Origin of the sequence: Desulfogranum mediterraneum DSM 13871, from assembly GCF_000429965.1 — a bacterium.
GTDB classification, from domain to species: domain Bacteria; phylum Desulfobacterota; class Desulfobulbia; order Desulfobulbales; family Desulfobulbaceae; genus Desulfogranum; species Desulfogranum mediterraneum.
The window spans coordinates 309468-325309 of sequence record NZ_AUCW01000007.1; the positions used below are offsets into that span (position 1 = coordinate 309468).

Sequence of the window (15842 nt, forward strand, 5' to 3'; positions counted from 1 at the left end):
CTTGAAAATAAGATGCCTGGATCGAGGTCAAGGTCCGGGATCCGTTTTCCCGCAGCCATATATTTGATATTGCGAGGACAAGACCTTGAGTGCAACGCCGAAGTTGGAACAAAAAGCAACTTTTCAAGATGGCCAACAGCTGGGGCCCAGGATCAGCCCTGGCCGGATCGGCTTTGACTTTGACGGGGTCATCGCCGATACGGCCGAGGCCTTTATCAGGATTGCCTGCGAGCAGTATGACCACTGCGCCATCCGTCTGGAAGAGATCACCCGCTTTGAGGTGGAGGAGTGTCTGGATATGGATGAGGGGCTGGTGGAACAGATCTTCAGCCAGATCCTCCACGACTCCCTGGGCTCCGGCCTGCTCCCCATGCCCGGAGCCGTGCCGGTGCTGGAGGAGCTCAGCGACCATGGCCAAATCACCATCATCACGGCCAGGCCGCTGGCAGATCCGGTCCATCGCTGGCTGGAGCACCACCTGCCTGTCCGGGTCCGTGACCAGACCCAGGTCATTGCCATGGGCGACCACGACGACAAGCTCCGCCATATCCACCGCCTGGAACTCTCCCACTTTATCGATGACCGGGAGGCAACCTGTATCCAGCTGGCAGAGGCCGGGGTCCGCTCGATCCTCTTTAGCCAACCATGGAACCGCTCCCAGCACGCCCTGCCCAGGGTCCGTGACTGGGATGATATCCGCGCCCTCTGTCTCTAAGGGACGGCCCGTCCATCAACCCCAGCCCCGGAGCCCCGCTCGTCCCATGAACTGTCCCCAATGCGGCACCACGGTCAAGACCTTTCGCAACCCCATCCCCACGGTTGACATCATCATCGAGATCCAGGGTGGCATCATCCTGATTGAACGCAAGAACCCGCCCCACGGCTGGGCCCTGCCCGGCGGTTTTGTCGATTACGGGGAATCCTTTGCAGAGGCGGCCCTCCGGGAGGCCCGGGAAGAAACCGGCCTGGAGGTCAGCCTCTGCTGCCAGTTCCACACCTACTCGGATCCGGCCCGCGACAGCCGCCAGCACAACAGCTCAACGGTCTACATCGCCACGGCCCAGGGTACCCCCAGCGGGGCGGATGATGCCCTCCAGGCCAGGATCTTCACCGAAAAAAAGCTGCCGCCCCTGGTCTTTGACCACCAACAGATCGTAGACGACTACTTCACCTTCCGCCGCAGCGGTCAACGCCCCGCCCTCTAGACGGCAGGGCTGGTGAGGCAATCCGGGGCTCAAGCCGGTCTGTGGTCGAGCTCAGAGCAGGGCCGCTCCCCGGGCGGTCAGAGCGTAGCTGGGCCGCACCGCCTGAACCGGAACGATCAGGCCCTGGGTGATCATCTCGGCCAGACACTCCTCCAGGGCGATCAACTCCTTCCTGCTCAGGCTGGGCAGGAACTCCCCATAGAGCCACTGCCAGCTGAGCGACTCGCCCTCCCTGGCCCGCTGCCGTGCAAACTGGGCCAGGAGATCGGCCCTGATGGCTGCCTTGATCAACTCTTTATGTCGTCTGCCCATCGCCTCGACCTCCTGCCTCCCGGCTTGCCCCCTCTCCGTCTGCTCTAACCCGGAGGCCGAGTTCTCCTGGCCCAGCCTCGCTTCCGACCTCGCTTCCGACCTTAAAGCTCTTAGCCTTAAGGGTACCTTAAAACAACCAGGGCCCCGGTTGAATCATCAACCGGGGCCCTGGTGAGCCAAACAGCTAGGCCTGCTGCCCCTTAAGCCAGAAAGAGGCCAGGTGGGCAGCAAGGTTTAAAAGACGGCCCTGAGCAGGAAGTAACTGATCAGCCCCACACCTATGGAGCCATAGATCAGCATTCAGGGCGTGCAGCTTGAGCCGGCCTTCCTGACGGCGGCCAGCACAAAGAGCAACCCAGCCCCACAGGCTGCGGCCAAGATCAGCAGTTCCTTCATCTCCACCTCCCGGCAGGCGGCCTAGCCCCGTACCCGTACCCCGGTTTTCTTGCGCAAGCGGATGGCCTTGGGGGTAATCTCCACCAGCTCGTCATCATTAATGTATGCTATGCACTCCTCCAGGCTCATGTCAAGGGGCGGAGTCAGGACCACCGCATCATCGGAGCCCGAGGCCCGGACATTGGTCAGTTTCTTGCCCTTGGCCGGGTTGACCACCAGGTCGGCAGGCCGGCAGTTCTCGCCGATGATCTGCCCCTGGTAGGTGTCGATTCCGGGACCGAGGAAGAGCTGGCCGCGTTCCTGGAGGTTAAAGAGGGCATAGGCCACGGTGGTGCTGGTCTCCTTGACCACCATCACCCCGTTGATCCGGTGCTGGAGCTCGCCGGCATAGGGACCCCATTCGGCAAAGACATAGTTCATCACTCCCATGCCCCGGGTATCGGTGAGAAACTGGGAACGGTAGCCCAAGAGGCCCCGGGTGGGCACCTTGAACTTCATCCTGGCCATCTGGTTCTCCACCTGCATATCCAGAAGCACCCCCTTGAGCTTGCCCAGCTTCTCGATGACGATCCCCTGGTACTGCTCATCCACATCCACGGAGAGTTCTTCGTAGGGTTCCTGGACCTTGCCGTCCACCTCCTGCATAATCACATGGGGGCGGGTCACCTGGAACTCATACTCCTCCCGCCGCATCTTCTCGATCAGGATGGAGAGATGGAGCTCGCCCCGACCGGCCACCTTGAAGCCCACGGCATCGGTGAGCGGTTCCACCTGGAGGGCCACATCGGCCAGGGTCTCCCGGGAGAGCCGCTCCTCCAGATGACGGGAGGTGACATACTTGCCGTCCTGACCGGCAAAGGGCGAATCATTGGGAATGAAGTTCATCGAGATGGTGGGGGGATCGATCTCGATCAGCGGCAGGGGCTGGGGATCATCGGGATCGGTGAAGGTCACACCCACGGTGACGTCCTCCATCCCGGCCACGGCCACGATATCACCCACCGAGGCACTCTCGGCCGGCACCTTCTGGTCACCGTCAAAGAGGAAGATCTTGTTGATCCGCACCGGGGTGATGGAGCCGTCGCGGCGGGCCACGGCCAGATTATCCCGCAGGCGCAGCTGGCCGTTGACCACCTTGCCGATTCCCAGGCGCCCCATATACTGGGAGTAGTCGATGGTGTTAACCTGCATCTGCAGTGGGGCCTCGGGATCACCGGCAGGGGGCGGCACATGGTCGACGATCATGTCGGAGACCACCTCCATACCCTTGGCCTCGGCAGGAGGATCGGCGGGATCCTTGACCGCAAAACCGGCCTTTGCCGAGGCATAGATCACCGGAAAATCGAGGATATGATCAGGGGCATTGAGGCGCACCAGCATGTCAAAGACCTGATCCACCACCCAGTCACAGCGGGCAGCAGGCTTGTCGATCTTGTTGACCACCACCAGGATGGGCAGGCCGGCGGCCAGGGCCTTCTTGACCACAAAGAAGGTCTGGGGCATGGGTCCCTCCTGGGCATCCACCAGCAGGACCGCGCCATCGGCCATGCGCAGCACCCGCTCCACCTGACCACCGAAGTCGGCATGGCCCGGGGTATCGATGATGTTGATCTTATGCTCACCATGGTGGTATGAGCCGTTCTTGGAGGCAATGGTGATCCCCCGCTCCCGCTCCAGGTCCATGGAATCCATCAGGCGTTCAGCCACCTGCTGGTTTTCCCGAAACATCCCGCTCTGCCGAAACAACTGATCTACGAGGGTGGTCTTTCCATGGTCAACGTGGGCAATGATGGCCACGTTCCGAATATTCTGCTGGTTCATACTGCTCCTGTCGCGCGAGAGGCGATGTGTTCAGGTTAAATAAAGAGATCGGCTCGAGCCGCTGGAGGAGTCGTCCGAATGGCATCTTCCTGGGTGTCATTCAAGGTTGTGGCAGCGCCTGCTGCTGGTACGGTGCTGCTCCCGGGCTCCGTGAACAGCCTCCTCCAGGGGGCTGTACTCCTGCCTGATGCAAAAAATCGCAGACTGTACAGCAAGAGTCTCAAAAAAACAAGGAGATTGATATCGGCCCCCCTCACCAGCGGGAAAAAAGCTGCTCCCGCTCCAGGGCCGAACGGTGGAGCAGGGGGACCTGTACGTCTACATAGTCGATCACCAGGGCTTTTTTGCCGGGGGCCGGCCGCATGATCCGGCCGACCACCTGGAGCAGGCGCCCCTCAAACTTGATGGGGGTGGCCAGGACCAGGGTGGTCAACCCCTGGCAGTCAAAGCCCTCGCCGATGAGCTGGAGGGTGGCGATCAGGACCTCCAGCCGCCCATGGAGGAGATCGTCCACCACCTGGCTGCGCTGCTCCTTGGCAAGCTGGCCGGTGAGCAGGGCAACCCTGATCCCCCTGGCCCCGAGCTGCTCGGCCAGCAGCTCGCAGTGGGCCACCCGGTCGGAGACCAGCAGCACGGTGCCGCTGTGTCCCCGGCTGAGCAGCTCGGCAACATCCTCGACGATCTGGGTATTTCTGGCCTGATCGTTGACCAGGGCCTTGAGCATGGGCCCATACTCTCCGCGGAAACGATAGCTGAAACCGGTCTGGTGCTGGACCAGCTCCGGCAGGGTCACCGCGCCGCTGGCGGCAAGTTCGCTCGGGTCAACCCGGTGGACCCGATCCCCCATGTAGATATAGATCAGGCGGGTCATGCTGTCTTCCCGGCGAAAGGCGGTGGCCGACAAGCCCAGCATATAGACCCCGTCAAAGGCCGCCACCACCTCGGTGAAGAGACTGGCCGGAACCCGGTGACACTCATCGACAATCAGCTGACCAAACAGCGGGCCAAGGGACTCCAGGTGCTTGCGCACCGTGTTGACGATGCCCACGGTGATCGGCTGGGGGGCCAGCACCCCGTCCCCGGCCTGGCCGGGAGTGATCCCCAGAAACTGTTGGATCCGCTCCTGCCACTGAAACAACAACTCCTTGGAGTGAACCAGCACCAGGGTGGGTTGCCGCCGGCGAGCCATGAGCGCCAGGGCCATCACGGTCTTGCCCGAGCCGGTGCCGGCCTCCAGCACCCCAAAGGAATGGTGGTCCACCGCCTCCACCGCATCCTGCTGGTAGGGACGCAGGCTGCCACTGAACTCCAGCTCGATCGGCTCCAGGCGGCGCCGCCGGTCGACGATCCTGGGACCGCTGCCAATCATCCGCCTGCAGAGGAGCACTGCCTGGTTGGCAAAGCCCCTGGGAAAGCAGAGCGCCTCTCCCTGGGTCTGATAAAATTTCAAGGTCGGCTTGAGCTGCCTGCCCACCCAGCGGCCATAGCGTTTGGCGGCCTGGTACTTGGGATTATCCATGGTCAGGGCCAGACGAATGGCGGCCTTGAGCTCTTCCGGCGCGCCCTGGAGGGAGCAGCGGGCATCAACGGTCAACACCGGCACAGGGCCCGCCTTGTCATCTCTGTTCCACTCTGGTATCTTCACGATAGTATCACCTGTCCCCTCTGCCGCCACGACCTCAACATGCCCAATACCCTCGCCCATCTGGGTGTCCAACTCCTGGCCAGCAAGGCCCTGTTCAAGGATAGCGATACCAAGTGGATCGCGCTGGGCTGCATCATCCCGGACCTGCCCTGGATCCTCCAGCGGCTTGCCCAGGGACTCTTTCCCGGAGAGGAGGCCCTCTCCCTGCGGCTCTACTGCATCGTCCAGGCATCCCTGCTCTGCTCTCTACTCTTGAGCGCGGCCCTGAGTCTGCTGACCCCAAAAGCGAACAAGCTCTTCCTGCTGCTCGGTTTCAACTGCCTGCTCCATCTGCTCCTGGACAGCCTCCAGATCAAATGGGCCAACGGTGTCCACCTCCTGGCCCCCCTGTCCTGGCAGCTGACCTCCTTCAACCTGTTCTGGCCCGAGCACTGGCTGACCACCCTTTTCAGCCTGACGGGAGTGATCGCGGTCAGCTACTTTGGCTGGAGCGACCGCAACAGGCCGGCCGGGCTGCAGCTGAGCCCGCGCCGCTGCCTGGGCAGTGTTCTCCTCCTGGCCGCCTACCTCATCCTGCCCCTGGTCTTCAGGGCTGGGCCGCTGGCCGCCAACAACCACTTCCTGGCCACCATTGCCCATCGGGAGCTGCGCACCGGCCAGGATATCCAGGTTGACCGCGGCCGCTACCATCCCCAGGAGGGCTCCCTCCAGCTGTTCACCGGCGAGCGGCTGCAGCTCAGCCCCCCACCGCTCGGGGCAGGGGAGTGCCTCTCGCTCCAGGGCACCTTCCTGGATGGTCGCACCGTCAAGGTCCAGGCCCTGCACCACCACTCCTCCAGGCGCGACACCCTTTCCCGGGTGGGTCTTTTCCTGGTGCTGTTCCTCTGGCTGCTTGCGATCTTCGCAAAAGCAGGTAGAATACGCCCCCACTGAACCTTCTTCTCCCAGAGGGCGGCCTGGATGCCAAGATCCTGTCTCCAGACAGCCCTTCAACCCAGAAACCAGGTATACTATGACTCGCCACCTGCTCCTGACCCTGTTGCTGGTCACCCTGCTCCTCAGCGGTCAAGCCCAGAGCGTTCCGGCCTCGGTGCCCTCCCAAGGGGACCGGGATATCACCATTGCCCTGCCGGCAGAGACCGTGCTCCACTCGCTCCAGGCAATGCTCCCCCTGGAGATCACCACCCCGCAGAGCGCTCTGGACGGACAGATCATGCTCACCGACCTCAGCAAACTCGACATCCGGGACAACACCCTCTCCGTGGAGGGCGTGCTGCACGGCAGTAACCTCTCCCTGGTGACCACCATTGCCAACCAGCAGATTCGCCTCAAGCTGGGCGAGGTGAAGTTGCCGGTCTCCTGTGACCTGCTCACCCGCTTTGATCCGGCCCGGAAAAAATTATTTATCACCCCGACCTTTCCCAGGAAACAGAGCTCGGTCAAACCGGCAGGAGCGGCCCTGCGCCCGCTCCTGGCTGCCCTGGGCGGTAAGGAGTACCCCCTCTCCCTGAAGAGCCTTCAACTGCTCAACATCACCATCGGCGACCGGCAACTCCCCCTGCCCATGATCCCGGTGAAGATCTCGGGCCGGGAAAACACCCTGATCCTGCAGCTGCGCCCTCAGGTCGGCGGCCGCTAAGCACAAGCCTGCGGCCCACTGCTCACCAAGACGAACCATTAAGAGCAGCCGGTGCCGCCGATTCAAGCCACTTTCCAGTTAACCCACCACTCCAAGGAGGCCCCCATGGAAGGAAACTGTCTCTTCTGTAAAATCATCGCAGGCGAGATCCCAGCGGACAAGCTCTATGAAGACGAGGAGGTCATTGCCTTCAGGGATATTGCTCCCCAGGCACCGGTCCACTTCCTGGTCATTCCCAAAAAACATATCCAGGGTCCTGCTGCGGTCGCTCGGGAAGACGAAGAGCTCATCGGCAGGCTGATGCGCATCGGCGCCAAGATCGCGGCCCAAGAGGGGCTCAGTCACTACCGGGTGGTCTTCAACAACGGTGAACAGGCCGGTCAATCCGTGTTCCACATCCACATGCACATCCTGGGCGGGCGCAGCATGAACTGGCCTCCGGGCTGAGCCTTTACCAGGCTATTCCGGCAACATCCCGTACAGATAGTTGATGATATCTGTACGGGTGACGATTCCGATCACCCGCTTCTCCTGCACCACCGGCAGGTGACCGATATTCTTGCTGACCATCAGCTCCGCCGCCTCACTGGCCAGGGCCTCAGGCGAGATGGTGGCCACCTCCCTGTTCATGAAGGCCTTGACCGGGCTGTTCCACTGTTTCTCCTGTTTGAGCTTCTTCAGGTCCCAGAGCACCACAATCCCCTGGAGGTCCAGCTCATCCCCGACGATGATCCCCCGGATCTTTCGCTCCACCATGATCGACCGCACCTGTCGCATGGGTGTCTCCGGCGGGACCGTGGTCACCGGAAAGGACATCATGTCGGCCACCAGGGCCCTGCCGCTCTGCTCCTGGGTCAGGGCCGCGATGATCTCCTGACGGATAGCCCCGGGCACCACTGTCGGGTCCCTGAGTACGGCCGAACCGGCACCGGGATGGCCGCCGCCGCCGTAACGGCTGAGGACGGTGTTGACGTTGATGTCGGCCACCCCGCTGCGGCCGATGATAAACTTGGTGCCATCCTCATTGACAAAGATCACAAAGACAGCGTCCACATTGACGATCTTGCGGTAGAGCTGGACCACCATGGCCAACTCGGCATGCTGGTGGACCCGGACCACCCCGATGCTGACCAGGTGGCCCTTGATCTCCACCTCCTCGGCATCCCGCAGCAGCCGAAACAAGACCTTCTTCTGGGTCTCGCCATAGGCCATATTCAAAAAATCCACGGCAATGGTCAGGTCCGCCCCCTGTTCCAGGAGAAAGGCGGCGGCATGGGCATCGGCCGGGGTGGTGGAGCTGAAGGTCAGCTGACCGGTATCTTCATAGAGCCCCAGGAGAAAGACCGTGGCCAGCAGGGGGGTCAGTTCCAGACCCTGAGCTTTAATCTCCTCGATCATCAGGGTGATGGTGGCCCCGACCTTTTCCACCCGCTGCCAGTGGGGATTGATATCCCCCAGCCCCATATGATGATCCCAGAGCAGAATCTCCACATCGTCACGCTCCTGCAGGGGCCCCAGCCGGTCGAGCCGCCGCCATTGATTGGTATCCACCACAACGAGCCGCCTGACCGCGCCCAGGTCGATCTCCTTGGGCAGGACAATCTTAAAGGCCGTCTTATGCAGGGCCAGGAAGCGCTGGACATTGGGGTTGGCATTCTTGGGGCAGACAGCAACGCAGTCCGGATAGATCAGGGTGGCCGCCAGGATAGAGGCCAGGCCGTCGAAATCGGTATTCATATGGGTTGTTGCTATCTGCATAGTTCACCAGCTCGTCAAGTTAGGACCACGGGAAAGAGGAACAGGCACCTTCTCCTCCGTGCTGATCCGGCAGGGATAAGGGAGCGGTTAACGATTCCACCATCGATTATCAACCATCGATTCTCTTGCCCCGGCAGAGTGGAGCACCGGGGACCAGGGGACAGCGAGGACAACCGGGAGGCAGCTGCCGCCACTGCTCCGACCCCGGTCCTTGAGATGGACAGGGCAGGAGGTTCTCCTCCACCGATTCTGCCCAGAAAGGGCAAAAAAAACGGTGGACAGTACGCTGTATCCTCCCAGTGTAGTGCGTTGACAAAAAGTGTCAACCCGAGAACACCTTGCAGCCTGATGGAAAAGGGTTATTTTAAAAAGAGGTACTGCAGCCGCCCCGCCTTCCCGCCTGGCTGCCTGGTGCCTTGGCCCCCATCTGCTAGCTTGGCTGTCCGGGGTGACCCTTTGCCCAGGTTTCAGTGACACTTACTCCTCTACGCCTACCACTCTGCGCCTACCACCCACCGGCGACGGCTGCGGTCTACTTCCAGAAGCCGGACATCTTCCTGCGCAAGGCGGCGACACGGCCATGGACTGCTGCCGAACCGCCCTCTGACAGGGGGCGGCCAGGGTGACCTGCGCCTATCGGCGCGATGAGGCCAACATGCCGGGCTCCAGGCGTGAGGTGGTCAATGCCCGGGAGGAGGGGGTGGAGTTGGTGACCACGGAGTTGGAGGAACCGGACGAGAGCGGCCGGAGAAGGCCGGTGATCCTGCCGGAGAGCAGGGAGTTCCTGGAGGCGGACCTGGTGTTGATCGCCTTTGGCTTTCGCCAGGACCCTCCGGAGTAGCTCAGGGAGCAGCAGGTGGAGATCCACAGCTGGGGCGGGGTGGTCGCCTCGGAAAACGCTCCCTTTCCCATGCAGACCAGCCACCCCAGGATCTTTGCCGGCGGCGATATGGTCCGAGGCTCTGACCTGGTGGTCACCGCCATCTGGGAGGGGCGCCAAGCGGCCCAGGGCATCCTGAGCTATCTGGAACAGGAGTAGCCTGCGCCGGCCGGGGGAGGCAAAAAATCCGGAAAAATGGAGGATATCCGGCCTGGAGGGGTCCTAGAGTTCGATCACACTGTGGTCGGTATTCACGATGGGCGGCAGCAGGCTCTGGACATCGGCCTCGGTCCAGCTGGAGCGCCCGGGCAGGGGTGCGGCATTGATGTGGTTGAGGCCCCTGGCGATCTCTGCGTAACTCTTGCCCCGCTGACGCAGACGGAGGATGGACTCGGAGAGTTCCTCCCGGCTGAAGCTCTTCTTGTTATCTTCCTCACTAAAGGCCTGGTCTGGGCTGGGCCCATGGAGGCTGTCCGCTTCCTGGGCTTCAGGTTTATACTCCAGCTGAAGGCCCACCATCAGCCGCATCAGATCATCGATCTGTCGATCACGCCGGGCCAACTGGCCCCGCATATCCTCGAGTTGCTCACGGAGCATCTGAATTTGATCCTTATAGACCTCCAGCAGATCTGCCAGATAGTCATTCTGCTCTGCTGCGGCTGCACTGCGAAGCCTGGGCGCTGGTTCTGCTGCAGCGGCGGCAGGGGGCGGAGCAGGGTTTCCCTCCTGACCGTAGGTGGCCAGGAGCTGGCGACCCTCATGCCAGCGGGAGAGGTCGTCCTGGCGAAAACGTACCTCCTGCTTACCGGTAACCGGGTTGAGAATCATCTTGTAGGGTAAACCTTTCTTCCGATACCTGCTGATGGTTTTGGTGGAAACGTTGAGATAATCGGCAGCCTGCTTCTGTGTTACCTGAAAATCACTTTCGCTCATGCACGTCCTCTTCTGCGCTCAGTTCCTCTTCTCCGACAAGCTCGAACGGGTACTAAAACGCAGAAAAGGAAAACCTGCAATCTTATCTTGTCAAAAAATTAAGATAACAACTAGTTAGAGAGCAAAACAGGAAAAAATCATTCCGCCGGAGGCTGTGCAATCAACTCCCGGCCGGTGAGCAGGATATTGTCCAGAAAGGTATCGATGGCTCCCTGGTCGACATTCTGATTGGTCACCAGCAGCCGCAGGGCCAGTTGGCCATCCACATAGCCGGTCCCCACCAGGCCGCGTTCCAGCTGCTGCATCCGATTGCGCAGGGCAATGGTAAACTCCTCGGCAGATACGCCCGGAGGGGGGAGGTGGCGGAAACAGAGATTAAAGGATTCCCTGGGCACCACCATCTCCAGCTCTTCCAGTTCAAGGATACGCTGTTCGGCATAACGACAGAGTTCCAGATATCCCTCCACCCGCCGGCCAAATCCCTCCAGGCCGTAAAATTTCCAGTCCAGAAAGAGCTTCAGGGCATCCACCCTTCTGCCGCACTGGAGGGACTGGGTTCCCAGATCCCGGATCTCGCCGTCGGCACCCTGGCGAAAGATGTAGCTCTCATCACCGGCACTGCAGATATCGCGGAGGATATCGGGGCGATTGTTAAAGAGCAGCACGTTGCACATCAGAGCCGTGCCCAGCATCTTATGAAAATCCAGGGTAAAGGAGTCTGCCTGCTCCAGCAGGGGCAGAAAACGGGTCCTGAGCCGATCGCTCAGGACCGCGGCTCCGCCCCAGGCGCCATCCACATGGAGCCAGAAGCCGAAACGCTCACGCAGGGCCAAAAGGGGCTCAAGGGGGTCGTAGGCACCACGTACCGTGGTGCCGGCCGTAGCAGCGACAAAAAAGGGCACCCCACCCTCCTGCTCCACCCGGAGCAGGGCCTGTTCCAGGGCCTGGGGATCCATGCGGCCATGGTCATCGGTGGCCACCTTGATCAGCTGCTCGGTACCGATACCCAGGATGGCCGCAGCCCGGTCCATGGAGTAGTGGGCATCACGGTTGACAAAGGCAACCAGCCTGGCCTGGCCGAAGAGGCCGACGGTTTTACTCTGGGCACAGGCATTGTTGCGGGCAGCCATCATCACAATCATGTTGGCATTGGAGGAACCGGTGGTCATCTGACCGACGCCGTGGCTGAATCCCACAAGCTCCAGGAGTTCCCGCAGCAGATACTGCTCCATCAGGGTGGATACCGGTGCGGTTTCATAGGTGCAGGCCGAGGTGTTGGTCACGGCAGTGACCATCTCGCCGATGATGGAGGGCAGGTTGGCACCGGCCCACATTCGATTCAGGTAGCCGGGGTTGGCGGTCTTGACGGCATAGGCCAGGTACTGTTCCACCCAGGCCATCAGCTCCGTCCAATCCCCCCGACCTTCCGGCCGATCAAGCCTGAGGATCGCCTTGAGTTCTTCAGGCTCATGATAGCGGACAAAGCTGCCCTCTGTCAGATCTCTATGGTACTGCTCCAGCCGCTGGAGCAGTTCATGAAAAATGTTATCAGCTTCCATTTGTTTCGATTGCCCCCGATTACTCCCTGAAGGTAGGCGAATCCAGGAAGAGCAGCCCGCCGCACTCAAGTCGACACGACTCATTATCCAAAAGAACCGCTACCTTACACTCAAAAAAAACTCACTCTGCAACTGCGATGTAAACGCCCTATACTACAGGCAAGCTGGATTATCGAACAGAAAGTAACCAGGCTGGCAAATAAAGAGAAACTTCAGGAAGAGCAGCTGCCGCCCATGACCAGGGGAGGCCCAAACAGCCCGTCAAGGTATTCGCCTGTTTTTCCGACAATAGAGACGACTCCTCCCTGAGAGAGTCCGGAAAAGGGCTCAGCCCTTTTCATCGATATGGAGCATCCCCTCAAGCAGCAGGCTGTCGATCCGCTCACGGAGCAAAAACTCTTCATCCCCAGGGGTCTGGTCGAGATGGAAGGAAAAAGTGCCCTCACGCCAGGATAAGGCCTCAAAAAAGGCCTCCTTCACCTGCCTGATCAGGGCTGCACTCAGCTCGTCCTGACTGAGGTAGCCCTTGGCGATCAGGAATTGACCCAGCCGTTGCTGCTTGCCCTCAGCCCGGTGCAGGGCAAGGCACTCTTCGAGCTGCGACCGGTTGATCCTTCCCTGCCCCATGAGCAGCTCGCCCAGCCGTTGCTGCCGGGTGTCCAGGATCCCGAAGATCAACCGCCCTTTCTGCACAAAGAAGTAGCCCCTATTGTCCGGAGCAACGATCTGCAACTCACCGCTGAGTGAGGCAAAGTCAAACAGCTGAAAGATATCGTCCAGGGATATTGCGGAGATATCCCCCTGGAGGGCGACCTTACCCATGGAATCGGCTGGAGCAGGCTCAGTGGCTGCGCCCTTGCTCGATTCTGGAGAACGCATGGTGAAAAGATCTCGGAAAAAAGTTTTCATAACAATGTCTTGATGGCCGGAAGAGAGGGACAAAGGGTGTCTCTTTACCATCCCGCATTGGCCCAGGTGAAGTCAAGTCTTTTCTTGTTGCCCCTGCCAGGCCCTGACAAACCGGCCAGTCATGCCTACTTTTTCGGTATTACTTGTTCTCGTCTCTTCCCATCGCTGCCATGCAACTACTCCAATTCCGCATCCGTGCCCATCGCGCACTCTCTGATTCCCAGTGGCTGGAGGTGCGTCCAGGGATCAACCTCCTTGAGACCGATCAGCAGCAGGCCGCTGGTGCCATCTTTGAGCTCTTGCAGACCATCCATCCCCTCCAAGGCGAACAGCTCACCCCCCTGAGCACCCAAACCTGCCGCACCTGCCGGGAAAGCCGCCTCAACGGCCGGACCAGGAGGATCATTCCCGCCAAAAAGAGCGTGGCCCTGGCGGTGTTCAGTGCCGATCGGGAGACCATAACCAGGATCGCCGACCTGGATGAGGATCTCTATGCAACCGATCGGGTCGAGATCGGCCGACGCATGGATCAGAGCCGCTGGCTCAACTTCGTGGAGATCTCCAGTTCCAGCCGTTGGAGTGAGGTGGAGCCGACCATGGCACGATTCCTCAAGGAGCTGCCCCCGACCTTCCCGCAGCCATACCTGGGACCTCTGAACGCGACCATGGCCGGACTCAAGGGGAGCGATCGACTCCGCAGGGGTCTGGGTGAACGGTTCAAGGATCAGTTTAGGGCCCTGGCACCCTATATACCCAAAGAACTGCAGCCCAGCTATCAGGAGCTGCTCTTTGCCCTTGAGCGGGCCCAGCGCTTTGCCGCTGCCAAAGAGCAGGTCTATAAGCGCCTCCCATTCTTTCTGCTGGTCAAGGGTCACGACCTCATCGACCCTGATCCGGAGAGCCCACTTCACCTGCCTGCCCTGCAGCGGCTGCACAGCGCCCTGGCCGCCTCGGTCAAGGGCAGCGGCCTCTCGACCAGCCAGCTCCTGGCCCGGCTCAGGCAGAGACAGCAGCAACTCTTTCCCGCTTCCCCTCAGGCGCTCTTTGTCCTTTGCCAGGGAGAGATCGGCGTCGCTTCACCGGCACAACCTTCAGGCCAGAGCCCGGCCGAACAGCGGCCGACCCGGATACTCCAGGCAATCATCCTCCTCCACCATGCCCTCTGTGAGCAGCCGCCCATCGTCCTGCTTGACGCCTTCTCCTGTCCGCTCCAGGCAAACAGCGAGATTCTCCGCGCCCTGGCCTCCCTGGCCCCACTGACCCCCACGACCATCCTGGCCGCCCTGCCCGGCAGGACCCCGAACCAGCCCCTGCAGGCCCCGATCAACCTGATCCCTGCCGACCAGTGGCAACCTTAACCACCACCTCCGCCAGAAACCGAAAAAGAGCGACAATCGGCCCCCCTGCTCACATTTCGGCCCTCTTTTGCCCAAAAATATGCTACATTTATCATGAATCTGGAAGCAGGGCCCTTTCGCCCCCTTTTTATTTAAAAGCAGCCATTCCCCGGAGAATGTTGACCAAAACGAGAGATACCATGGCCCAACCCATCATCCTCAACATCCTCGGCAGTCCGAGAAAAAACGGCACCACCGCCCGTATTGCCAACAGTTTTGTCGAGACCGCCACACGCCGGGGAGCGCAGGTGACCAGCTACTACCTCAATGGCCTGCACTATCGAGGATGCCAGGGCTGCGAAGGCTGCCACACCCGCTCTGAGCGCTGCATCCTCCGCGATGACGCCACCCAAATCCTGGAAGGAATCTACCTGGCCGATATCGTGGTCTTCTCTGCCCCGATCTACTTCGGCGACACCTGTGGCCAGTTCAAATCCTTCTATGACCGGATGTGGTCACTGATCAGACCCGACTACCTGGACCACCCGGATGAGGCCAGCCGGCTGCCTCCGGGAAAGACTGCCCTGCTGATCCTCTCCCAGGCCGATGATCACCCGGCCCACCTCGATGCCCAGGAGCGCTACCGGCTCTACCTGGGTACCTATGGCTTCAGCGTCAAGACCATCATGGCCGCCGGCCTCAGCATGCGCCCCAACACCGACATCAGCTCCTATGCAGCCCAGGCTGAACAGCTGGCTCGGGAACTGATCCTCTAAACCGACGGCTCAACGACCAGCAACCGCTCCCGGTCGGCGGTCCCCCACTGCAGACAGCGTTTGCATAAAGGCCCCAAAAAGATCCATTGGGGTTCAGGTCCCCCTGCTGCATCCATCCCATTCCCTTTAGGGCAAGAGGACAAGACGACAAGATGGAGTACCCTCTTGTCCGCAAAGACGTCCATCCAGGCCTGCTCCGAAGGCCCGCTCTCCCTCGGCGCCATGCCCGCGAAGGCGGGTATCCAGGCAGGTACACCCTCTACACCGAGGGTCCGAAGAGATCTGTTGATGGTCATGTCCCCCTGGGTCCATCCCATTCCCCTTATAACAAGAAGACAAGAGGACAAAACTGACAAGAAGACCGGATGGAGACCGGGAAAGCTGCATGGTTCATCCAGCTTCAGCAAAGACTGGATTCCCGCCTACGCGGGAATGACGAATTTCCGGATAGCGACAGGCCTGGTCTAAAATTCCAGCCTGCATGGAAATAACAGCCAGAAAATGAGTGACCGAGGGGGAGAGCTCCCGCTGCTCACGGGGAGGCAGGTTCCAGTGGACCCAAAGGACTTCAGCTCCAGGCATGCACCCGTTCTTTCCGTCATGCCCGCGTTTTTACCCTCTTGTCCATAAAGACGTCCATCCAGGCCTGCTCAGAAGGCCCGCTCTCCCTCG

At 60.7% G+C, this 15842-nt stretch carries 14 protein-coding genes and 1 pseudogene; 8 read left to right on the forward strand and 7 right to left on the reverse strand.

All coding sequences use genetic code 11. The annotated features are described in order from the left end of the window. Nucleotides 1–85 precede the first annotated feature (85 nt). Together G494_RS0104550 and G494_RS0104555 are read left to right on the forward strand one after the other, a co-directional pair. On the forward strand, nucleotides 86–715 hold the full coding sequence (locus G494_RS0104550; protein ID WP_232362484.1) for a 5' nucleotidase, NT5C type: 630 nt from the start codon (nucleotides 86–88) through the stop codon (nucleotides 713–715). Between the two features lie 46 nt (nucleotides 716–761). Continuing rightward, nucleotides 762–1205 carry an NUDIX domain-containing protein gene (locus tag G494_RS0104555; protein WP_028583587.1) on the forward strand — a complete coding sequence of 148 codons (444 nt, stop codon included), beginning with the start codon at nucleotides 762–764 and terminating at the stop codon, nucleotides 1203–1205. A gap of 51 nt (nucleotides 1206–1256) precedes the next feature. Here G494_RS0104555 and G494_RS0104560 read toward each other — a convergent pair whose 3' ends face one another. From G494_RS0104560 to G494_RS0104575, 3 genes are all read right to left on the reverse strand, one after another. After that, the gene (locus tag G494_RS0104560; RefSeq protein ID WP_028583588.1) at nucleotides 1257–1517 is read right to left on the reverse strand and encodes a hypothetical protein; all 261 of its coding nucleotides are present in this window, start codon (nucleotides 1515–1517) and stop codon (nucleotides 1257–1259) included. 417 nt (nucleotides 1518–1934) lie between these two features. Next, nucleotides 1935–3734 (reverse strand): translational GTPase TypA, encoded by a 1800-nt coding sequence (gene typA, locus G494_RS0104570; protein ID WP_028583589.1) that lies wholly within the window; start codon nucleotides 3732–3734, stop codon nucleotides 1935–1937. 253 nt (nucleotides 3735–3987) lie between these two features. Continuing rightward, a complete protein-coding gene (locus tag G494_RS0104575; RefSeq protein WP_232362485.1) occupies nucleotides 3988–5379 on the reverse strand; it encodes a DEAD/DEAH box helicase in 1392 nt (463 codons plus the stop codon). Nucleotides 5380–5418: 39 nt separating this feature from the next. On the opposite strand from G494_RS0104575, the gene G494_RS0104580 reads away from it, so the two are divergent. The 3 genes from G494_RS0104580 to G494_RS0104590 all read left to right on the forward strand — a co-directional run bounded on the left by G494_RS0104580 (nucleotide 5419) and on the right by G494_RS0104590 (nucleotide 7465). Continuing rightward, entirely contained in the window at nucleotides 5419–6312 is an 894-nt protein-coding gene (locus G494_RS0104580; protein WP_028583591.1) for a hypothetical protein, read from the forward strand. 79 nt (nucleotides 6313–6391) lie between these two features. Then, on the forward strand, nucleotides 6392–7018 hold the full coding sequence (locus G494_RS0104585; RefSeq protein WP_028583592.1) for a hypothetical protein: 627 nt from the start codon (nucleotides 6392–6394) through the stop codon (nucleotides 7016–7018). Between the two features lie 105 nt (nucleotides 7019–7123). After that, entirely contained in the window at nucleotides 7124–7465 is a 342-nt protein-coding gene (locus G494_RS0104590; protein WP_028583593.1) for a histidine triad nucleotide-binding protein, read from the forward strand. Nucleotides 7466–7477: 12 nt separating this feature from the next. Here G494_RS0104590 and G494_RS0104595 read toward each other — a convergent pair whose 3' ends face one another. Beyond that, nucleotides 7478–8776 carry a CBS domain-containing protein gene (locus G494_RS0104595; protein ID WP_028583594.1) on the reverse strand — a complete coding sequence of 433 codons (1299 nt, stop codon included), beginning with the start codon at nucleotides 8774–8776 and terminating at the stop codon, nucleotides 7478–7480. Nucleotides 8777–9341: 565 nt separating this feature from the next. On the opposite strand from G494_RS0104595, the pseudogene G494_RS28050 reads away from it, so the two are divergent. Next, nucleotides 9342–9815: pseudogene (locus tag G494_RS28050) on the forward strand (FAD-dependent oxidoreductase); the annotation flags it as partial. Between the two features lie 63 nt (nucleotides 9816–9878). Here the strand turns inward: G494_RS28050 and G494_RS0104610 are convergent. The 3 genes from G494_RS0104610 to G494_RS0104620 form a co-directional block, all read right to left on the reverse strand. Beyond that, nucleotides 9879–10589 (reverse strand): helix-turn-helix domain-containing protein, encoded by a 711-nt coding sequence (locus G494_RS0104610; RefSeq protein ID WP_028583597.1) that lies wholly within the window; start codon nucleotides 10587–10589, stop codon nucleotides 9879–9881. Between the two features lie 137 nt (nucleotides 10590–10726). Beyond that, entirely contained in the window at nucleotides 10727–12148 is a 1422-nt protein-coding gene (locus tag G494_RS0104615; protein WP_028583598.1) for a pyridoxal phosphate-dependent decarboxylase family protein, read from the reverse strand. Between the two features lie 327 nt (nucleotides 12149–12475). Beyond that, nucleotides 12476–13057, reverse strand: a complete 582-nt coding sequence (locus G494_RS0104620; protein ID WP_161629934.1) for a DUF4388 domain-containing protein — start codon at nucleotides 13055–13057, stop codon at nucleotides 12476–12478. A 170-nt stretch (nucleotides 13058–13227) separates the two neighbouring features. On the opposite strand from G494_RS0104620, the gene G494_RS0104625 reads away from it, so the two are divergent. Together G494_RS0104625 and G494_RS0104630 are read left to right on the forward strand one after the other, a co-directional pair. Then, nucleotides 13228–14415: a hypothetical protein gene (locus G494_RS0104625; protein WP_153305759.1), complete on the forward strand. Its 1188-nt coding sequence runs from the start codon at nucleotides 13228–13230 to the stop codon at nucleotides 14413–14415. Between the two features lie 179 nt (nucleotides 14416–14594). Beyond that, a complete protein-coding gene (locus tag G494_RS0104630) occupies nucleotides 14595–15170 on the forward strand; it encodes a flavodoxin family protein (RefSeq protein WP_028583601.1) in 576 nt (191 codons plus the stop codon). Nucleotides 15171–15842: the final 672 nt, after the last annotated feature.

What these genes read in the sequence shown, in the direction of transcription:
- G494_RS0104555 (WP_028583587.1), top strand. Translation starts at nt 762, where the DNA reads ATGAACTGTCCCCAATGCGGCACCACGGTCAAGACCTTTCGCAACCCC.
- G494_RS0104560 (WP_028583588.1), bottom strand. Translation starts at nt 1,517, where the DNA reads ATGGGCAGACGACATAAAGAGTTGATCAAGGCAGCCATCAGGGCCGAT.
- typA (WP_028583589.1), bottom strand. Translation starts at nt 3,734, where the DNA reads ATGAACCAGCAGAATATTCGGAACGTGGCCATCATTGCCCACGTTGAC.
- G494_RS0104580 (WP_028583591.1), top strand. Translation starts at nt 5,419, where the DNA reads ATGCCCAATACCCTCGCCCATCTGGGTGTCCAACTCCTGGCCAGCAAG.
- G494_RS0104585 (WP_028583592.1), top strand. Translation starts at nt 6,392, where the DNA reads ATGACTCGCCACCTGCTCCTGACCCTGTTGCTGGTCACCCTGCTCCTC.
- G494_RS0104590 (WP_028583593.1), top strand. Translation starts at nt 7,124, where the DNA reads ATGGAAGGAAACTGTCTCTTCTGTAAAATCATCGCAGGCGAGATCCCA.
- G494_RS0104595 (WP_028583594.1), bottom strand. Translation starts at nt 8,776, where the DNA reads ATGCAGATAGCAACAACCCATATGAATACCGATTTCGACGGCCTGGCC.
- G494_RS0104610 (WP_028583597.1), bottom strand. Translation starts at nt 10,589, where the DNA reads ATGAGCGAAAGTGATTTTCAGGTAACACAGAAGCAGGCTGCCGATTAT.
- G494_RS0104615 (WP_028583598.1), bottom strand. Translation starts at nt 12,148, where the DNA reads ATGGAAGCTGATAACATTTTTCATGAACTGCTCCAGCGGCTGGAGCAG.
- G494_RS0104620 (WP_161629934.1), bottom strand. Translation starts at nt 13,057, where the DNA reads ATGAAAACTTTTTTCCGAGATCTTTTCACCATGCGTTCTCCAGAATCG.
- G494_RS0104625 (WP_153305759.1), top strand. Translation starts at nt 13,228, where the DNA reads ATGCAACTACTCCAATTCCGCATCCGTGCCCATCGCGCACTCTCTGAT.
- G494_RS0104630 (WP_028583601.1), top strand. Translation starts at nt 14,595, where the DNA reads ATGGCCCAACCCATCATCCTCAACATCCTCGGCAGTCCGAGAAAAAAC.